Here is a 16,979-nt window from a genome sequence, read left to right as displayed (position 1 = left end):
CACCCCACAGGATCATCTGCACACGATGACCGATGAGGCCGGTGCGCTGCTCGACGAAGCCCGTCACATGGGTAGCGAGCAATTCGAGCACTATCGCGACAGCGCAGCCGATCAACTCGACTCGCTTAAGGAGAGCGCACGTTCCGCGGCCAGTGCGCTGGAAAACAATGACAGCCTCGGCCTCTCTCACTACCTGACCCAGGCCGCGAGCTGCATGGGGGAATTCGCCGAGCAGGTGCGTCATGAAAGCGCCGAGAGCCTGCTGCAACGCGGTGCCCAGTTGGCACGCGACAACCCGGCGTTGTTTCTCGCCGGCAGCGTAGCGGTCGGGTTTGCCGTGTCGCGCTTCATGCGAGCCAGCGCCACGCACGAGGCCCCCGCAGCTGCCTCAAGTGATTACCGCCCGGCACCGTCCGTTGTGCCTGATAAGGGCAGCGACGTATCCACCCATTCACCCTATACCCCAGTCGACCCGATAGGCGCCGGAGCGGGCACTCCGGTGGGTGGAAGCCCGTTCCAGCGTGACCCATTGAGAGGGGCCGAATGATGAACAAAGACACTCTGCATACAACCCCAGGTCTGCATACGCCGGACGATGACGCACTCGGCGTCGGTGGCCTGCTGCGCCAGCTGATGCGAGAAGTTCCAGACTTGTTCACCAAGGAACTGGCGCTGGCCAAGGCCGAGCTGCAGCACAACCTTGCCACTCTCAAGGCCGGGACTGCCGCAGTCGCGGCGGGCGCGATCGTGGTGCTGGCCGGCTTCATCATCCTGCTGCTGGCGGCGGTCTATGCGCTGGCAACGGTGGTCGCGCCTTGGCTGGCTGCCCTGATCGTGGGGGCAATCACCGTGGTGATCGGTTTCATCATGCTGCAGTCCGGCAAGAAGCAGTTCGAGCCCACCCATCTGGCGCCTGACCGCACCTTGCACGCCATGCAACAGGACAAGGAAACGTTGAAGAGGAAACTGCCATGACCACCTCATTCGAACATGAAGCGCAGAAAGACCCCGACCTGCTGGAGCAGGAAATCAATGCCAAACGCGAGCACATCAGCGATCTGGTCGACGCCTTGGAACAGCGCTTGAGCCCCGGCCAGATGGTCGATCGAGTGCTGGCCTACGCCAAGGGCAATGGAGGCGAATTTTTCCAAAACCTCGGCACTACCCTCAAGAACAACCCGGTCCCCGCGACATTGACGGTGTTGGGATTGGCGTGGCTGGGGGTCAATCAGAATCGACCCTTCAACGCTGGGCCCGCCCATACAGGGCCGGGATTGGGCGAGAAGCTGGGCGAGGCGGTGGGCACGGTCAAGAGCGCTGTCGCTCACGCAGGAGAGGCAATGCAAGATGCCGGTCATAAAGTACGCATGAGGGCCCATGACGTGCGCGACCGGGCCAACGAGTTGGGCAGCGGAGCACGGGATTCGGCGCATAAAGTTGCGGACCAGACTACGGCGCTCAAGGGGCAGTTCGACCATCTGCTGCAAGAGCAACCGTTGGTCCTGGCGGCTTTGGGAATAGCGCTGGGCGCGGCGCTGGGGGCCGCGCTTCCAGGTACTCGAAAGGAGGATCAACTGATGGGTGCCAGCAGCGACCGATTGACCGATCTGGCCAAGGCCAAGGGGCGCGAGGTAAAAGCCTCTGTCGAACAATCCCTTGATCAAAAAGGCGAACAACCGTCGGACCAGAAAGTCGGCAGGCCTGAAGGCTCTGACCTTTCCGCAGGGTTGGGCTTCCCTTCTTGAATCTTCTCAAGCACCTCGCCGGCCCTTTTTTCTTATAGGGAAAAGGGCCTGCAGCGGAGTCGAATGACTCTCTGTCTTTCTCCTTCCAATGCACTGAGTGGATTTGGCGATCATCAGCATCGTCACCGTGCGAAGGAGGGTGTTTTCAAGATCGAGATGAGCAAACCGGTGCAATATGAGGAGCTGATCGATTCACTCGAGAGAGTCTGTAATCGAGGTTGATCATTCGACCGGTATGACCGAGATCTTCCCATTGCGCTCGACGATGGCGAACTTGACTTGCTCGATATGCTCGATGCCCTGGCTGTCGCGAGCCGATTCCAGGATGTCATCTTCGGTCAGGCGTGCGCGTCTCATACGCCGATGAAGGAATTTGCCGTTCTCGACGACCACGGTTGCGTGGCCGTCGAGCAGACGGGCCAAGCGCTTGGAATTGAGTTTGGCGAGCGATAGGCCGACGTCCAGGGCGATCAGCGTGGCGATCACCAGCATGGCATTGGTAAAGGAGAAGTCATCCCCCAACAGGGCTTGTTGGGTGGCCTCGCCGATGATCAGCAGCAGGACAAAATCGAACGTGGTCAGGTCTGCCAGCGAGCGTCGTCCCGCTATGCGAAACAACAGCATCAATGCGACATACATACCCGCCGCACGAAGGATCGAATCCATGACGTGCTCCTAGGGATAAAGGAAGGTTGAAAAGTGCACGGCTGTGCCTGGGCCTGTCCTGACTTGGGCTTGCAATTGACCTACCGACTCACTGCGCAGCGTCAGATAAAGTGTGACGCGGCCATCGGTGCTGCTACCCGTCTGCAGCAGGATCGAGTCGCCTTGAGAACGTGACAATTGGGGTTCGGGCTGCAGGGTCTCGATGCTGGCTTCGCTGAACAGCGAGCCGCTGAGTTGAATATTCACAGGCTCCCCCGCACGCCCCTGGACCCTTATTTTCAGGCTATCGGTAGTACCGCTGCGGCTCAACCGCTGGTAGTCCACCTGCAGCCTGCCATCGCGGCTGCTGACCTGCGCATCGCTCAATGGGCCATTGCCGAACACGCCTGCAAGCCCCAGAAGAATGACGACCACCAGCGCGTACCATCCCATGCGCTCGAAGCGCCAGACACGCCGCTGCAGGGCCATGTTTTCTTGAACCGGCTCGGTGCGAGAGGTGAATTCGTCATCCATCACGGCCCATGCCCTCAAGCGCGCTCGCCGCGCAGCCAACGTTCATGGTAGTGAACCAGCCGCGTTAGCCCATACAGAGCGCCTTCGTGCATGACCTGTGAGCGCTCACCGAAAAACCGCTGTGTACGGGTGAATACCGCAACCGGTTCGCCTGCGAAGGCCCAGGCGAAACACAGGGTGCCGGGTAAAACCCCTGACGTAGGAGACGGCCCGGCGACGCCCGTGGTGGCAATGACGACATTGGCGTCGCTATCACGCAAAGCGCCCAATGCCATCTCCCATGCAACCGCCTCGCTGGTCAACCCATAACGTTCGATGGTGGCGGGGTCGACGCCTAACAGGCGTTTTTTGGCGCTGGGTGAATAGACAACGTAGCCGCTGTCCAGCACTTCGCCAGTCCCCGGAAACGCCGCGAGCAGCGCGACCATGCAACCGGCAGTACAGGATTCAGCGGTAGTGAGCACTAAATGGTGGTCTTTCAGATAGCCAAGTACGGCCAGCACCGGATCGCTTTCCATTTCCTGTCGACTCGCTAGATCTTTAGCGGTGGACGTGGTTTGCAGGCAAATGGTTCAGCACGTTTTCCGGTGCTGGCCGTTTAGATCAGAGGATTGGCTTGCCACCGGTTACCGCATAACGTGAGCCAGAGATGTAGCTGGCTTCGTCCGAGCCGAGCAAGACATAGATAGGCGCGACTTCGACAGGCTGCCCGGGTCGACCCATTGGGTAGCTCGAGCCGAAGTTTTGGACCGCTTCATCGGGCATCGTTGCGGGAATCAACGGCGTCCAAATTGGTCCGGGCGCAACACTGTTCACACGAATGCCTTGCTTGCCCAATAACTGGGCCAAGCCTGCAGTGAAGTTGGCAATCGCGCCTTTTGTCGTCGCATAGGCCAGCAGCTGGGGCGAGGGATCATCGGAATTCACCGAGCTTGTGTTGATGATCGAGCTGCCCTTTGGCATGGAGGGAAGGGCGCGCTGGCAAATACGGAAAATGGCAGTGATGTTGACGTCGAACGTCATCAGCCACTCGTCATCGTCTATTTCATCCAAGGTTTCATGGGCCATCTGGAACGCCGCGTTATTGACCAGGATGTCGATACGCCCGAACTGCTCGACCGTTTGATCGACGATGTCGTAACAATGCTGCTTTTGCCCGAGATCGCCCGGCAGCAGCAGGCACTGACGGCCAGCGGCTTCAACCCAACGGGCCGTTTCCTGGGCATCGTCGTGTTCATCCAGATAGGCAATCGCTACGTCGGCACCTTCACGTGCGTAGGCAATCGCCACAGCCCGACCGATGCCACTGTCGGCACCCGTAATCAGGGCGATCTTACCTTTCAGGCGACCGCTGCCTTTGTAGGACTGCTCGCCACAGTCAGGGTAAGGCTCCATCTTGCGTTGTGAGCCGGGTACATTTTGGGGTTGCGATGGAAAGGGCGGGGTTGGGTAGTCGCGCATGGCACAAGCTCCTGCGATTGTGGATGGTGATACCCGTTGGAAAGAAGCTGCTGCTGAGTGTTGGTGTGGATCCCAGGTTTTAACGACGGACGGTGAGCTAGGTGCCGTACTGAATTTTTCATTCCCTGTATCGCTCTACCGAAGACACTCGACCATTTCCTCGCCCAGCGCTGGATCATCTTTGGAGAAGCGCAGTGCCTCGCATCATCACACCGCAGACGCCCGAGCATGAAATCGATGCGAACAACGCCCGAATGTTCGGATCACCCAAGGATCGACTGGATTTCTACCGCAAGGAAATCCACTACGAAACCACGATCCTGGCCAACCGCACCGACGCCTACCTGGCCGCGCAATCGTTCCTGGTCATCGCGTTCGTATCCTCCATGAGCAACCTGAATGAAGGATGGGGCGAGATGTTTACACTCATCGTGCCCGCTTTTCTGGCGCTCCTGGGCATCTTGAGTACCCTCAACGCCTGGCCGGGCATTAGAGCGGCCTACCGGATCATCGAGCACTGGCAGCTCAAACAGAGCCATCTGCTGCGCAGCGAGCCGTTGATGGGTTTGGCCTACGACGAATCGCCCCTGTTTTGCGAGACTGAGACGTCACAGGCCGGGCACAGGAAATCGCTACTCTTTTCACTGCGAACGCCGTGGATATTCCTGGCATTCTGGGTGCTGCTGGGCAGTTACTCGGTTTACATTCAGCTGGCTTGACCTGCTGCTCGCACTCAGCCCGCCAGCGCTTTGATCAATTGCGCATTGAAGGCGGGTATATCGTCCGGTTGGCGACTGGTGATCAAGTTGCCATCCACCACTACTTCTTCATCGACCCACGCGCCGCCCGCGTTACGAATATCATCCCGCAACGTCTTGTAGCTGGTCATCCGCTTACCTTTTGCCAGGCCACATGAGACCAGCAGCCAGGCGCCGTGGCAGATCACTGCCAGCGGCTTGTTGGCCGAATCGTGGCTTTTCACCAGTTTCTGAGCGCCAGGGATGAGTCGGATCGTGTCCGAGTTCTGCACACCACCGGGCAGCACCAGGGCGTCGTAAAGGTCAAGTTGGGCGCTGTCGAACGTGGCATCAACAGCAAATTCATCCGCGGGCTTGTCATGGTTCCATCCCCGGACGCTGCCCTCCTTGTCACTCAGGATATCGACCACAGCGCCGCTGGCTTCCAAAGCTTCACGGGGCCCAGTGAGTTCCACCTGTTCGAAACCGTCGGTGACCAGGAAGGCCACGCGCTTGCCATTGAGTTGTGCATTCATTTTCGTATCTCCATTTTTCTTCAGCGATGTAGGGAGGGCCCTTTCACCCGCTTGGAAGTTCAATCGGAGTGCCTGCACAAAAGACCATGATTCGCCTTGATGCTTTGGTCTAGTGAGACTAATACTTAAGCACTGCTGACAAGAGGGATGACCATGCAGGCACGCTTCGTTGTAATCCCCGCATTCCCCCAGGAAAAAGAGCGCTTCCCCCGGCGTGTCGGCGTGGCCTGCGAGGTCGGAGCGGGATACGATCTCTACGACAACCATGACAAGATTCGTTTGAGCATGAATCTACCGACTCGAGCCGAGGCGGATTACGTGTGTTCCGTGCGTAATAGTCAGGAAGGGGCGGGTGGTTCTCAGAGGGTCGGGCATGGTTGAAGCCAGGGAATGTCCCCATTCCCAATGAAAAACTGCAGGTCCAGGCGATTTGCCACTCCACATTCACAAATTCGTAACATTGCTGCTGCAGAGTGAGAAGGCCATCACACGGAGCGTTTTCGATGATTCGCCTGATCAAGACTGCTGCACTCGCGGCTGCTGTTTCTCTTTGCACCACTTCCGCAGCCTTCGCTGCCGAGAGCATCCGCCTGACGGGTTCTGGCGCAAGCTTCCCAGCCCCGATCTACCTGACCTGGTTCAAGGACTTCAGCAAGCAGACCGCTGGCGTCACGGTTGACTACCAGTCCAAGGGGAGCGGCGCGGGTGTCCAGGACTTCCTGAACAAGACTGTCGATTTCGCAGCCAGTGACTCGGCCATGAAGCCCGAAGAAATCGCCAAGGTGGGCGAGGGCGTGCAGTTGCTGCCGATGACCGCCGGTGAAATCGTCCTGGCCTACAACCTGCCGGGCAACCCAAAAGGTCTGAAGCTGCCACGCGATGTCTACTCCGACATCTTCCTCGGCAAGATCACCCAGTGGAACGATCCGAAGATCGCTGCCGCCAACCCTGAGCTGAAACTGCCGGCCACCCCGATCACCGTCGTCGTGCGTGCAGACTCCAGCGGTACCACTGCCGTGTTCACCAAACACCTGTCGGCCATCAACCCTGCTTTCAAGGAAGCGCTGGGTGAGGGCAACACGGTCAACTGGCCAGCCACCGACAAGTTCATCAAGTCGCCGAAAAACGATGGCGTGACCGCCACCGTGCGCCAGACTCCGGGCGCCATCGGCTACATCGAATACGGCTTCGCCAAGCTGGCCAAGGTCGACTTCGCTCAGCTGCAGAACAAGGCCGGCCAATACGTCGTGCCAAATGCCGAAAGTGGTGCCGAGGCGCTGGCAGCAGTGAACATGCCGGAAAACCTGGTGGCCTGGCTGCCTGATCCGGACGGTGCCAAGTCCTACCCGATCACCTCCTACACCTGGATGATCTTCCGCAAGGACAACGGTAGCCCGGCCAAAGCCGAGGCCATGCGCAAGATGGTCGAGTACAGCCTGACCGAAGGCCAGAAGATCGCTGACTCGATGGGCTACATCCCGCTGCCGCAGTCGGTCGTCGACCAGGTCCGTAAAGCCTCTGCCAACATCCAGTAAGGCGCCTCGGCCGCTCCTGGCGTGGGTGTCAGCCATGCCAGGAGCGTTTGTACTTAGCCCCGGAACAAGTCAATGAACACACCTTTTGCCATACCGGACAACCCCGACTCTGCTTGCCGGCCACCGTCTGCGAAAGACTTTCTGCTGGACCGCACCTTCCGCGCGCTTGCACGCATCGGCGTGGTGCTGGTGCTCGCGCTGGTTTTCGCGCTGGTCTATGAAGTAGGGCGTAAAGCGCTGCCAGGCATGGAAAAGCACGGTTTTGACGTGCTGTTCGGCAGCGTGTGGGACGTCAACCAGGGCAAGTACGGTATTCTGCCAGCGATCTGGGGCACCCTTTACAGCGCCTTCATCGCACTGTTAATCGCCGGATTTTTCGGCGTCAGCATGGCCATTTTCCTGACCCAGGACTTTCTGCCGGCCAAGCTCGCAGCGGTGTTTCGCACCATCGTCGAGTTGCTCGCCGCCATCCCCAGTGTCGTTTACGGCCTGTGGGGGATCTACGTGGTCATTCCGGCAATTCGGCCGTTCACCACCTGGTTGAACAGCGAGTTGGGCTGGATTCCGTTTTTCTCTACCTCTTTGAGTGGGCCAGGGCTGCTGCCTGCAGCGCTGGTTCTCGCCATCATGATCCTGCCGACCATCGCTGCCGTGTCGCAGGATGCCTTGGCCAGCGTGCCGATGAAAACCAAGCAGGCTGCCTATGGCATGGGTACCACCCATTGGGAAGCCATCCTCAAGGTGATGGTGCCCGCTGCGGCCACTGGGATCTTCGGCTCCCTGGTGCTCGGCCTGGGCCGTGCCCTGGGAGAAACCATGGCCCTGGCCATGCTGGTCGGCAACGCCAACACCATTTCCGTTTCCTTGTTCGCGCCGGCCAACACGCTTGCCGCCTTGCTGGCACTGAACTTCCCGGAAGCCGGGCCAAACGAGGTGGAAGTGCTGATGTACGCCGCCCTGGTACTGATGTTCATCACCCTGCTGGTGAACGTGCTCGGCTCGATGATCATGCTCTACGCCCAGCGGGGTAACAGACAATGACAGACCTCACTACCCCTGCAACCGCATTGCCCAGCCTGCAGCGCCGGTTCGAAGGGCGTGCCCTGCGCAGCCTGGTGTTGACCACGCTGGTCTGGGGCGCGGCGCTGGTCGCCAGCGTGCCGCTGATTTCCGTGCTGTACATGCTGATCACCCGCGGCGGTGCGCGCCTGAGCCTGGAAGTCTTCACCGAATTGCCACCCACCGGCTTTGAGATGGGCGGTGGCTTTGGCAACGCGATGGCGGGCACCTTCGTCATGGTCGGTATCGCTGCGGCCATCGCAGTCCCGGTCGGCATTCTGGCAGCGGTGTTCCTGGCCGAACTGGGCCCGGACAGCAAGCTGGCGAACGCCGCGCGCTTTGCCGCCAAGATGCTCACCGGCTTGCCGTCGATTCTGGCAGGCGTGTTTGCCTATGCGCTGGTGGTCATGACCACAGGCACTTACTCGGCACCGGCAGGTGGCGTGGCACTGGCGGTATTGATGCTGCCGATCGTCGTGCTGACGGCCGAAGAATCGATGAAGATGGTGCCCAAGATCATGAAAGACGCTGCCTACGGCATGGGTTGCACCCGTGCGCAGGTGGTCTGGAAGATCGTCTTGCCAACCGGCCTGCCGGCGATTCTGACCGGTGTGATGCTGGCCGTGGCCCGCGCTGCTGGCGAAACGGCGCCGCTGCTGTTCACCGCGTTGTTCAGCAACTACTGGATCTACCACGACGGTAGCCTGGCGGTCATGAACCCCACGGCATCGCTTGCCGTACTGATCTACAACTTCTCCGGCATGCCGTTCGACAACCAGCTGGAGCTCGCCTGGGCGGCCTCGCTGGTACTGGTAATGATTGTGCTGGTGGTCAACATCTTGAGCCGAGTTTTCGGCAAACCCAAGTATTGAGAAAGGGAGCATCCCAACTTGAACGTATCCACTGCGCAAAGGGCCGCTCCCGTGGTCAACCCATCCCCTGTAGTCATGGACTGCAAGCTGGACAAGATTTTCTACGGCAACTTCATGGCGGTCCGCGACAGCCATGTGCCGATCGAAAAGAACAAGATCACCGGTTTCATCGGGCCATCCGGCTGCGGCAAGAGTACCGTGCTGCGCAGCCTGAACCGCATGAACGACCTGGTGAAAGGCTTCCGCTTCGAGGGCCATGTGCATTTCCTCGGCCAGGACGTCTATGGCAAAGGCGTGGACCCAGTTGTCGTGCGCCGCTACATCGGCATGGTGTTCCAGCAGCCGAACCCGTTCTCGATGAGCATTTTCGACAACGTCGCCTTCGGGCTGCGCCTCAATCGCTACAAGGGCGACCTGGGCGACCGCGTCAAGCACGCATTGCAAGGCGCGGCGCTGTGGGACGAGGTCAAGGACAAGCTCAAAGTCAGCGGCCTGTCACTGTCAGGCGGCCAGCAACAGCGCTTGTGCATCGCCCGTGCCATCGCGACCGAGCCTGAAGTGCTGCTGCTGGATGAACCGTGCTCGGCACTCGACCCGATCGCTACCCGCCGGGTAGAAGAGCTGATGGTCGAGCTGAAGAAGGACTACACCATCGCGCTGGTCACTCACAACATGCAGCAGGCGATTCGTGTGGCTGACACCACGGCGTTCTTCTCGGTCGACATTTCCCAGGGGACGCGCACCGGGTACCTGGTCGAGATGGGCGAGACCGCGCAGATCTTCCAGAACCCGCGCGAACAGCTGACCAGCGACTACATCAGCGGTAAATTCAGCTGATGGCTTCACTCCCGACGCGCCGTCTTGATCTGCACGCCATCGAGCGTGCCCTGCGCGAAGTGCAGGGCCGCTTCTGCGAACTCAGCCGGCACTTCACCGAGCCGCGTGATCCGTTCACCGACGAAGTGCTGCTGAATGTGCTTGAGGGGTACGCCCTGATTGACGATTATGTGGCCCGAGGTGTCGACCTGTTCGATCTGCAGCAGCTGAACCTCATGCTGGAGATCAACGCTACCGTACTGTGCGGCCGCGATCCTGCGCGCCGTCGGGAGTTTGCTCAACACCTTGAAGCCACCGAGGCGCACTTCTTCAACAACGTCGAAGGCGGCATCAAGGATCTGTACAACTGGTATTGCTCGTACCGCAGTGATTCGATCTGGAAGCGTGCGGCCGGTGTCTATGTGCGGATCCTCAGCAAGCCGCAGTTGTTCATCGAAGGCAATAACCGCAGCGGCTCGCTCATCGTCAGTTACTTGCTGATGCGCGCAGGGCTGCCGCCGTTCGTGCTCACGCTGGACAACGCCGAGGGATACTTCAACCCGTCCTCGGTCATCCGCAACTCCGCCAAGCATGGTGTCAAAGCATTGTACGAATTGCCCAAGATCAAGAAAAAGTACGCGGCATTCCTGGAGGCCAAGGCGCCTGATCCCGAAGTGTTCTTCCTCGGTGGCACGTCCATGCCGCGTTTTCAGGAGTCCTTCTGATGGACCAGGTAATGCAAGCCGTGGGGCGTATGTTCAGGCGCCCGCGGGTACGCATTTCGTTCGATATCGATGACACGCTGGCCTGCCTGCCTGATCACAGTGACGTCGAGGACAGCAAACTGCCTGAATTCATTCATCGCTGGCTGGGCGAGCCCCTGCGCAGCGGTACCCGCGAGCTGTTCCGCGATCTGCGCCGTCAGGGCTGCAGCATCTGGATCTATACGTCGTCCGGGCGCACGCCGTCCTACATCCGGCGTTGGCTATTACTCTACGGCATCCACGTTGATGGGGTGGTCAACAGCGATCGCCATCAGCAAGCCTTGATCAGACGTGGACTGGTGAACTCACCCTCGAAGTTGCCGTCGGCCTTCGATATCGATTTGCATGTCGATGATTCCGAAGGTGTTCGAATTGAAGGTCAGGATCACGGCTTCCGTGTTGTCGTCGTCTGCCCGAAGGATGACAACTGGGCGCAGAGCGTCAAGGAGGCTGCGACTCACGTTCAGCAGCAGGTGATGAGGCAATTCTCGTTCGGCCATCACGCCGGCAGCCCCGCCAACTTCAGCCCCTCGGCCAGCCTGGCCAGATCCGTATCGCGGTAGATCGGCAACCACTGCCTCAGCGCGGACACCCGCAGCTCCGGGTCCAGTGTCCGTAAGCGCGCCATCGCGTGGCGCGCGCTGTCCATCCGTCCGCTCAGGGCATGGCTGGCCGCCAGCAGGGCGACCGCCGCAAGCAGGCTGGGCAGATTACCCAGCGCCTTGTCCGCCCACTCCACCGCCTCATCCAGCCGCCCGGCAAAAAAGTGCGCCAATGCCATACCAACTTGCATGCGGAACATTTCCGGGTCCAGCGGGCTCAGGCGTGCGGCGTGGGTGAGATTGTCGATGGCGGTCTGCGTTTCGCCTCGCAGCGCCCGGAGTATGCCGCCCAGGTACCAGGCGGGGGCTAGGTTGGGGTTGAGCAGGCGGGCCCGGTCGAGCAGGGCGATGCCGCCGTCCAGGTCACCCGCCAGGTGCCCGAGCGCATGCCCGCCCCGGGTCAGCGCCACGGCATCGTCACGCCCCAGTTCCACTGCGAGTCGTGCCAGCCGAGCCCCCTCGGCGATTTCTTCGGTGCGATCAAGCATCCAGCCATTGAGCTTGCGCCAGAAGTAGCACCAGGCCGCCATGCCATAAGCCGAAGCGAACTCCGGGTCACGGTCGATGGCCTGGTAGAACAGCGGCAACGCCTGGTCAATGGCTTCGCGGGTGCCGTTATGCAGCTTCGCCGTGCCGCGCAGGTAATAATCGTAGGCGCATAGGCTGTCGGTGGGCTTGCGCTTGGCCCGTTCGATCTCGGCCCGCTCAAGCTGCGGGGCGATGGCACCCACCACGCTTTCAGCGATCTGGTCCTGCAACTCGAACAGGTCGTCGAGCCTGCCCTCGAAGCGCTCGGCCCACAAGTGCTCGCCGGTGGTGGCGTCGATCAGTTGCCCGGTAATGCGCAGCCGCTCGCCTGCCTTGCGCACGCTGCCTTCGAGCACATAGCGCACGCCCAGGGTTTGACCGATCTGCTGGACGTCGATGCGCTGACCTTTGAAGGTGAAGCTTGAATTGCGAGCGATGACGAACAGCCAGCGAATGCGCGACAGGGCGGCGATGATGTCCTCGACCATGCCATCGGCGAAGTAGTCCTGCTCTGGATCACCGCTGAGGTTCTGGAACGGCAGCACGGTGATCGAGGGTTTGTCGGGAAGGGCGGGCCCAGAGATGGCAGTGACGGGCAGGGCGGCAACGGCCACTTCACTGCCGCTGCACTCGCGGACCTGACCTACGAAACGATAGCCCTTGCGTGCCACGGTGCGCAGTAGTCGCTGCTCCTCGCCGGAGTCGCCAATGGCTTTGCGCACGGCGTTGACATGACTGGTGATGGTCGATTCGGAAACGATCTTGCCGTTCCACACGCGCACCAGCAGTTCGTCACGGCTCATCACCCGATCGCGGTGGTTGAGCAGTTGCAAGAGCAGGTCGAACACCTGCGGGCCGATAGCAACGGGCTGCCCGTGGAGGGTCAACTCTCTGCGCTGCTCATCGAGCACATAGTCGTCAAACTCGAATGACACTGGGTGTCCCCTCGCACGCCTTAGGCTTAGTGTCCGAGGCGACTGTTCATGATTTTTCGATGATACGGCAGGCATTTGTCGACTGCACATGGCTTGAACAGTTTGGACGCAAATTGAATCTCGCGTGGAGGCAAATCCAGCCGCTTGACAAGGACCCAGCGCGGGGGGCGGCGCATGCTCGAACCCTGACGACGGCAATGGTTGCGGTCGTGCACGCGGGAGAACCCCATGAAAATCGTGGTCATCGGAGGCACCGGCCTCATCGGTTCCAAGCTGGTCAACGGCCTGCGCGAGCGCGGCCATGAAGCCCTCGCCGCTTCGCCGAGCACGGGGGTGAACAGCATCACCCGCGAGGGCCTGGCTGAGGCGATGAATGGCGCGGATGTCGTGGTGGACGTGGCGAATGCGCCATCTTGGGAAGACCAGGCCGTGCTCGAATTCTTCCAGACATGCACCCGCAATTTGCTGGCCGCCGAGAAGGCGGCGGGGGTCAAGCACCATGTTGCGTTGTCGATCGTGGGCAGCGAGCGGCTGCCGGAAAATGGCTACTTCCGGGCTAAGGTCGCCCAGGAGGCGCTGATCAAGGATTCCGGGTTGCCGTACACCCTGCTGCGCGCCACGCAGTTCTTTGAGTTCGTCGCAGGCATCGCGCAGGCAGGCGCAGTGGGTGAGGAGATCCGCTTGTCACCGGCGCTATTCCAGCCCATGGCATCGGACGATGTGGTCGTTGCGCTTACCGACGTGGCCCTGGCGCCACCGGCTAACGGCACGTTGGAGGTAGCCGGGCCAGAGGCCACGCCGCTGGATGAGCTGGTGCGGCGCTTCCTGCGCCTGAGCGGCGATCCGCGAAAGGTGGTGGCGGATGTGCACGCCCTGTATTTCGGCGCTGAACTCGATGACCAGGCCCTCACGCCCGGCAAGGGCGCGCGGTTGGGCAAAACGCGTTTTGAAGACTGGCTGGCGCGTCAATGAGCCAGCGCAACCCTATCGCGAATCGAAGGAGCATCGCCATGTTCAGTCGCACCCTTGTGGCCGCCGCGTTCTGCGCGCTGGTCATCACCCCGGTACTGGCCGCGCAACCCCCGGTCAGCAAAGTGACCGTGGTCTTCGACCACCCCCTGCCGAACGTTCCGGGCAAAAGTATGCGCGGGGTGATCGTCGACTACGCCCCAGGCGCCGCGTCGCCCGCGCATCGGCACCCGAAATCCGCCTTTATCTACGCCACCGTGCTTGAAGGCGAAGTGCGCAGCAGTGTCAACGGCGAACCGGCCAAGGTCTACAAGCCTGGTGAGAACTGGTACGAGGCGCCGGGTGCGTTCCACGGTGTCAGCGCCAACGCCAGCGACAGCAAGCCCGCCAAGCTGATGGCCGTGTTCGTGCTCGACAGCACCGAGACGGTGCTGGTCACGCCGAGCGAGAAGTAGCGCGTCGGTCCTGTCGGCAGTGACTTGCCAACAGGGCCGATAACAGGACATCACATCATGAACACACAGCAACCTGAACAGGCCAACGAAGCAGTGAACGCAGGGCGGAGCAGGAGCAACAAGCTGGGCATCGCGCTGTGCGTGGTGGCAGTGGGGGTGCTGGCTGGGGGCTGGTTTGCATTTTACCGCGCAGACGCCGCCTTTACCGACAACGCGTATGTGCGCGGCGATGTTACTTCGTTAGCTGCCAAGGTTTCGGGTTACGTGACCGCCGTGGAGATCGAAGACAATCAGCAGGTCAGGGCCGGCGATGTGTTGTTCCGCATCGATGACCGTGACTACCGTGCGCACCTGGCCGAGGCTGAGGCCAACCTGAAAGCTGCCCAGGCGCGAGTGAACGATGTCGATGCCCAGACCCGCCTGCAGCAGGCGCAGATTCGCCAGGCCGAGGGGCAGCGCCAATCGGCCCTGGCAGAACGGCAACTGGCCAGCAAAAGCCATGAGCGTAGCCGCAAGCTGATCCAGTACAGCGCTGTCAGCCAAGCCTTGGTCGATCAGACCGACGCTGCGCGCAGCAGCGCCGAGGCCGGCCTGATGGCGGCGGCGGCGACATTGGATGCCCAGCGCCAACGTATCGCCGTGCTTCAGGCCCAACGAGAGGCTGCCGTGGCGGCCATCGCCCAAGCCCAGGCTGCGCGCGATCTGGCGTTGATCGACCTGGAGCATACCGTGGTGCGGGCGCCATTTGCCGGAGTGATCGGCAATCGCCAGGTGCGGGTCGGCCGATTCGTCACACCGGGTGGCGCCTTGCTCGACCTCGTGCCGGTGGAGGGGGTGTGGATTGTGGCCAACTTCAAGGAAACCCAACTGGAGCGCATTCAACCTGGGCAGCGGGCCAGGATCACCCTGGACGGCTACCCATCGGACACCCTCGAAGGTGTCGTCGACAGCTTCGCGCCCGGCAGCGGCGCGGCGTTCAGCCTGTTGCCGCCGGACAACGCCACGGGCAACTTCGTGCGGGTGGTGCAGCGGGTGCCGGTGAAAATCCGACTGGCCCACAATCCGTTGCCCGGGCGGATCGTCCCGGGGCTGTCGGCGCGGGTACAGGTCGAGGTCGGAGGTGGCTCGTGAGCAACGGGCCGGTGGGTGGCAGTTGGGTCACTCGCTGGCTGCTGGTGGCCGGTGTCGTCCTGGCCGCCCTCACCGAAGCCATCGCCAGCAGTGTACTGGCGCTGGGGCGCAACGACATCCTGGGTGATACCCATGCGACCCCGGACGAGTTCGCCTGGCTGGACATCGGCTACATCGCCTGCAAATTGATGGGGTTTCTGTTCGCACCGTGGCTGCTGGGGTGGCTTTCAGCTCGTGCAGTGATCATTGGCGCCACCCTGGTGATGGGCATTGCCTGCGTCGGCGCGGCACAGGTGACAAACGTCGATGTGCTGGTGGCCTTGCGCGCCTGCCAGGGCTTGGCGGGCGGTGTGTTGCTGGTGGCGGGGCAAACCTTGATTTTCCTGGCCTGCCCGCATGAGCAGCAACCGGCCCTGCAAGGCGTGTTTGCGATTGGCGCGGTGGTCGCGCCAGCGGCCCTCACGCCAGTCATGCAGGGCTGGATGATCGACAGCCAGGACTGGACGTGGATTTTTCTCAGTGTGCTGCCGCTGGCTTTGGCGGCGATCGGTCTGTTGCTGCTCGTCGAACTGCCTGAGCACGCTCTTCCTGGCCGGCGTTGTTCAGATTGGCTGGGCTGGCTGTTGGCGACTATCGCGCTGCTGTGCCTGACTTACCTGCTGAACCAGGGCAGCCGTTGGGATTGGTTCGAGGCCCCCCACCTGCGCTGGGTCGGCCTGGCCGGTATCGGTGCGCTTTTGCTGTTTCTTGGCCAGCAACTATGGGGCAAAGGTCAAGGGGTGTTGGACTTCAGCCTGTTCCGCTCAACCGACTTCACGTTCGCCTTCATCGTCAGCTTCGTGGCTGGCGCAGCGTTGTTTGGTAGCGCATTCGTGATCCCGGCCTTTGCGTTGTCCGCGCTGGCCTTCACGCCGACCGAGGTCGGACTGTTGCTGCTGCCCAGTGGCGTTGTGTTCATCGCTGTACTGCTGGGCGTGGCCTACCTGATTCAGTCACGCGGTATCGCGCCGTTTGTTACCGTGCCATTCGGTATCCTGACCCTCATGATCGCCATGTGGATGCTTTCGGGATCGACCGCCGAGAGCGGCATCGAGGACATGATGGCCGCTGTAATGCTGCGTGGCGCCGGCCTGGGGTTGCTGTTCCTCTCGCTGACCCTGATCGCTTTCGGCAAGCTGGGGCCAGACAATCTGGCCAGCGGTATCGGTCTGTTCAATACAGGGCGCCAGTTAGGTGGCCTGCTGGGGGTGGCAGGGTTGCAGACGTTGCTCGACCAGCACGGCGTGCTGAATGCCCAAACGCTGAGCGCGCATGTCAGCGCCGGGACCATTGCTGTGGTCGAACGCCTGGAAGCGACCACAACGATGCTACGGCTAGAGGGCATGGACCCCCTGATGGCTGGACGGGTGGCGATGAACTTGCTGGGGCGGACAGTGACGGGGCAGGGCGCGATCATTGCCTTTGATGCGGCGTTCAACGCCGTGGCGTTGTTGTTCGCCGTGGCGGCGCCGTTGCTGGTGGGCATCAAGCTGCTGCTGGCGCGCAGGGGTAAAAAGCTGAACAGTCCTGGGCACTGATGGTCATTCAACGGACATAAAACAGGCTTAGGCTGAAGACGCAGGGCCGCACAGCCCAAGTCCAGCCAACCATCCAGG

At 61.2% G+C, this 16,979-nt stretch carries 21 protein-coding genes; 15 read left to right on the top strand and 6 right to left on the bottom strand.

Translation table 11 applies throughout. The features are described from left to right. Positions 1 to 25: 25 nt before the first annotated feature. Genes ACZ6YA_RS22505 through ACZ6YA_RS22495 form a run of 3 tightly spaced genes read left to right on the top strand, consistent with a single transcriptional unit; the run spans position 26 to position 1,745 of the window. Positions 26 to 547: a hypothetical protein gene (locus ACZ6YA_RS22505; RefSeq protein WP_465899560.1), complete on the top strand. Its 522-nt coding sequence runs from the start codon at positions 26 to 28 to the stop codon at positions 545 to 547. Continuing rightward, on the top strand, positions 547 to 975 hold the full coding sequence (locus ACZ6YA_RS22500) for a phage holin family protein (protein WP_465899558.1): 429 nt from the start codon (positions 547 to 549) through the stop codon (positions 973 to 975). Before ACZ6YA_RS22505 ends, ACZ6YA_RS22500 begins: the two co-directional genes overlap by 1 nt. Continuing rightward, positions 972 to 1,745, top strand: a complete 774-nt coding sequence (locus ACZ6YA_RS22495) for a DUF3618 domain-containing protein (protein ID WP_465899556.1) — start codon at positions 972 to 974, stop codon at positions 1,743 to 1,745. Before ACZ6YA_RS22500 ends, ACZ6YA_RS22495 begins: the two co-directional genes overlap by 4 nt. A 222-nt stretch (positions 1,746 to 1,967) precedes the next feature. On the opposite strand, the gene ACZ6YA_RS22490 is transcribed toward ACZ6YA_RS22495, so the two are convergent. The 4 genes from ACZ6YA_RS22490 to ACZ6YA_RS22475 all read right to left on the bottom strand — a co-directional run bounded on the left by ACZ6YA_RS22490 (position 1,968) and on the right by ACZ6YA_RS22475 (position 4,385). Further along, positions 1,968 to 2,411, bottom strand: coding sequence for a DUF421 domain-containing protein (locus ACZ6YA_RS22490; RefSeq protein ID WP_465899554.1), 444 nt, complete (start codon positions 2,409 to 2,411; stop codon positions 1,968 to 1,970). A gap of 9 nt (positions 2,412 to 2,420) precedes the next feature. Then, entirely contained in the window at positions 2,421 to 2,924 is a 504-nt protein-coding gene (locus ACZ6YA_RS22485) for a hypothetical protein (RefSeq protein WP_465899552.1), read from the bottom strand. A gap of 14 nt (positions 2,925 to 2,938) precedes the next feature. Further along, a complete protein-coding gene (locus ACZ6YA_RS22480; RefSeq protein WP_465899550.1) occupies positions 2,939 to 3,442 on the bottom strand; it encodes a CinA family protein in 504 nt (167 codons plus the stop codon). 85 nt (positions 3,443 to 3,527) lie between these two features. Beyond that, positions 3,528 to 4,385, bottom strand: coding sequence for an SDR family oxidoreductase (locus ACZ6YA_RS22475; RefSeq protein WP_465899549.1), 858 nt, complete (start codon positions 4,383 to 4,385; stop codon positions 3,528 to 3,530). 194 nt (positions 4,386 to 4,579) lie between these two features. Between ACZ6YA_RS22475 and ACZ6YA_RS22470 the strand changes: the two genes are divergently transcribed. Beyond that, on the top strand, positions 4,580 to 5,104 hold the full coding sequence (locus ACZ6YA_RS22470; protein WP_465899548.1) for a hypothetical protein: 525 nt from the start codon (positions 4,580 to 4,582) through the stop codon (positions 5,102 to 5,104). A gap of 14 nt (positions 5,105 to 5,118) precedes the next feature. Here the strand turns inward: ACZ6YA_RS22470 and ACZ6YA_RS22465 are convergent, their stop codons facing one another. Beyond that, on the bottom strand, positions 5,119 to 5,658 hold the full coding sequence (locus ACZ6YA_RS22465; RefSeq protein ID WP_465899546.1) for a type 1 glutamine amidotransferase domain-containing protein: 540 nt from the start codon (positions 5,656 to 5,658) through the stop codon (positions 5,119 to 5,121). A 147-nt stretch (positions 5,659 to 5,805) separates the two neighbouring features. Between ACZ6YA_RS22465 and ACZ6YA_RS22460 the strand changes: the two genes are divergently transcribed. The 7 genes from ACZ6YA_RS22460 (at position 5,806) to ACZ6YA_RS22430 (ending at position 11,267) form a co-directional block, all read left to right on the top strand. Further along, positions 5,806 to 6,039 carry a hypothetical protein gene (locus ACZ6YA_RS22460; protein WP_465899545.1) on the top strand — a complete coding sequence of 78 codons (234 nt, stop codon included), beginning with the start codon at positions 5,806 to 5,808 and terminating at the stop codon, positions 6,037 to 6,039. A gap of 122 nt (positions 6,040 to 6,161) precedes the next feature. Further along, positions 6,162 to 7,193, top strand: a complete 1,032-nt coding sequence (gene pstS, locus ACZ6YA_RS22455; RefSeq protein ID WP_465899543.1) for a phosphate ABC transporter substrate-binding protein PstS — start codon at positions 6,162 to 6,164, stop codon at positions 7,191 to 7,193. 72 nt (positions 7,194 to 7,265) lie between these two features. After that, positions 7,266 to 8,234 carry a phosphate ABC transporter permease subunit PstC gene (gene pstC / locus ACZ6YA_RS22450; protein WP_465899541.1) on the top strand — a complete coding sequence of 323 codons (969 nt, stop codon included), beginning with the start codon at positions 7,266 to 7,268 and terminating at the stop codon, positions 8,232 to 8,234. Further along, complete coding sequence (gene pstA / locus ACZ6YA_RS22445) at positions 8,231 to 9,124, top strand: phosphate ABC transporter permease PstA (protein WP_465899539.1); 894 nt, start codon at positions 8,231 to 8,233, stop codon at positions 9,122 to 9,124. The genes pstC and pstA overlap by 4 nt, the downstream gene beginning before the upstream one ends. A 75-nt stretch (positions 9,125 to 9,199) precedes the next feature. Continuing rightward, entirely contained in the window at positions 9,200 to 9,961 is a 762-nt protein-coding gene (gene pstB, locus ACZ6YA_RS22440; RefSeq protein ID WP_400801947.1) for a phosphate ABC transporter ATP-binding protein PstB, read from the top strand. Beyond that, a complete protein-coding gene (locus ACZ6YA_RS22435) occupies positions 9,961 to 10,665 on the top strand; it encodes a hypothetical protein (RefSeq protein WP_465899537.1) in 705 nt (234 codons plus the stop codon). Before pstB ends, ACZ6YA_RS22435 begins: the two co-directional genes overlap by 1 nt. Beyond that, positions 10,665 to 11,267, top strand: a complete 603-nt coding sequence (locus tag ACZ6YA_RS22430) for a hypothetical protein (RefSeq protein WP_465899535.1) — start codon at positions 10,665 to 10,667, stop codon at positions 11,265 to 11,267. Before ACZ6YA_RS22435 ends, ACZ6YA_RS22430 begins: the two co-directional genes overlap by 1 nt. Here the strand turns inward: ACZ6YA_RS22430 and ACZ6YA_RS22425 are convergent. After that, the gene (locus ACZ6YA_RS22425; protein ID WP_465899533.1) at positions 11,204 to 12,769 is read right to left on the bottom strand and encodes a winged helix-turn-helix domain-containing tetratricopeptide repeat protein; all 1,566 of its coding nucleotides are present in this window, start codon (positions 12,767 to 12,769) and stop codon (positions 11,204 to 11,206) included. The two genes, ACZ6YA_RS22430 and ACZ6YA_RS22425, sit on opposite strands and share 64 nt — an antisense overlap. Before the next feature lie 228 nt (positions 12,770 to 12,997). On the opposite strand from ACZ6YA_RS22425, the gene ACZ6YA_RS22420 reads away from it, so the two are divergent. From ACZ6YA_RS22420 to ACZ6YA_RS22405, 4 genes are read left to right on the top strand one after another with little or no spacing between them, the layout of a single operon-like run. After that, entirely contained in the window at positions 12,998 to 13,741 is a 744-nt protein-coding gene (locus ACZ6YA_RS22420; RefSeq protein WP_465899531.1) for an SDR family oxidoreductase, read from the top strand. Positions 13,742 to 13,779: 38 nt separating this feature from the next. After that, the gene (locus ACZ6YA_RS22415; RefSeq protein WP_465899529.1) at positions 13,780 to 14,193 is read left to right on the top strand and encodes a cupin domain-containing protein; all 414 of its coding nucleotides are present in this window, start codon (positions 13,780 to 13,782) and stop codon (positions 14,191 to 14,193) included. Between the two features lie 57 nt (positions 14,194 to 14,250). Continuing rightward, the gene (locus ACZ6YA_RS22410; protein ID WP_465899528.1) at positions 14,251 to 15,324 is read left to right on the top strand and encodes an HlyD family secretion protein; all 1,074 of its coding nucleotides are present in this window, start codon (positions 14,251 to 14,253) and stop codon (positions 15,322 to 15,324) included. Then, positions 15,321 to 16,901, top strand: a complete 1,581-nt coding sequence (locus tag ACZ6YA_RS22405) for an MFS transporter (RefSeq protein WP_465899526.1) — start codon at positions 15,321 to 15,323, stop codon at positions 16,899 to 16,901. The genes ACZ6YA_RS22410 and ACZ6YA_RS22405 overlap by 4 nt, the downstream gene beginning before the upstream one ends. Positions 16,902 to 16,979 lie beyond the last annotated feature (78 nt).

The sequence above is a fragment of the Pseudomonas sp. NPDC090752 genome (assembly GCF_055584805.1).
Note: the sequence above shows the minus strand (reverse complement) of the source record. Positions and strands in the feature narration are given on the sequence as shown.

Excerpts from the sequence above, each read along its gene's own strand:
- pstC (WP_465899541.1), top strand. The coding sequence starts at position 7,266 with ATGAACACACCTTTTGCCATACCGGACAACCCCGACTCTGCTTGCCGG.
- ACZ6YA_RS22485 (WP_465899552.1), bottom strand. The coding sequence starts at position 2,924 with ATGGATGACGAATTCACCTCTCGCACCGAGCCGGTTCAAGAAAACATG.
- ACZ6YA_RS22475 (WP_465899549.1), bottom strand. The coding sequence starts at position 4,385 with ATGCGCGACTACCCAACCCCGCCCTTTCCATCGCAACCCCAAAATGTA.
- pstB (WP_400801947.1), top strand. The coding sequence starts at position 9,200 with ATGGACTGCAAGCTGGACAAGATTTTCTACGGCAACTTCATGGCGGTC.
- ACZ6YA_RS22435 (WP_465899537.1), top strand. The coding sequence starts at position 9,961 with ATGGCTTCACTCCCGACGCGCCGTCTTGATCTGCACGCCATCGAGCGT.
- ACZ6YA_RS22410 (WP_465899528.1), top strand. The coding sequence starts at position 14,251 with ATGAACACACAGCAACCTGAACAGGCCAACGAAGCAGTGAACGCAGGG.
- ACZ6YA_RS22460 (WP_465899545.1), top strand. The coding sequence starts at position 5,806 with ATGACCATGCAGGCACGCTTCGTTGTAATCCCCGCATTCCCCCAGGAA.
- ACZ6YA_RS22495 (WP_465899556.1), top strand. The coding sequence starts at position 972 with ATGACCACCTCATTCGAACATGAAGCGCAGAAAGACCCCGACCTGCTG.
- ACZ6YA_RS22465 (WP_465899546.1), bottom strand. The coding sequence starts at position 5,658 with ATGAATGCACAACTCAATGGCAAGCGCGTGGCCTTCCTGGTCACCGAC.
- ACZ6YA_RS22415 (WP_465899529.1), top strand. The coding sequence starts at position 13,780 with ATGTTCAGTCGCACCCTTGTGGCCGCCGCGTTCTGCGCGCTGGTCATC.
- ACZ6YA_RS22500 (WP_465899558.1), top strand. The coding sequence starts at position 547 with ATGAACAAAGACACTCTGCATACAACCCCAGGTCTGCATACGCCGGAC.
- pstA (WP_465899539.1), top strand. The coding sequence starts at position 8,231 with ATGACAGACCTCACTACCCCTGCAACCGCATTGCCCAGCCTGCAGCGC.
- ACZ6YA_RS22490 (WP_465899554.1), bottom strand. The coding sequence starts at position 2,411 with ATGGATTCGATCCTTCGTGCGGCGGGTATGTATGTCGCATTGATGCTG.
- ACZ6YA_RS22505 (WP_465899560.1), top strand. The coding sequence starts at position 26 with ATGACCGATGAGGCCGGTGCGCTGCTCGACGAAGCCCGTCACATGGGT.
- pstS (WP_465899543.1), top strand. The coding sequence starts at position 6,162 with ATGATTCGCCTGATCAAGACTGCTGCACTCGCGGCTGCTGTTTCTCTT.
- ACZ6YA_RS22480 (WP_465899550.1), bottom strand. The coding sequence starts at position 3,442 with ATGGAAAGCGATCCGGTGCTGGCCGTACTTGGCTATCTGAAAGACCAC.
- ACZ6YA_RS22430 (WP_465899535.1), top strand. The coding sequence starts at position 10,665 with ATGGACCAGGTAATGCAAGCCGTGGGGCGTATGTTCAGGCGCCCGCGG.
- ACZ6YA_RS22420 (WP_465899531.1), top strand. The coding sequence starts at position 12,998 with ATGAAAATCGTGGTCATCGGAGGCACCGGCCTCATCGGTTCCAAGCTG.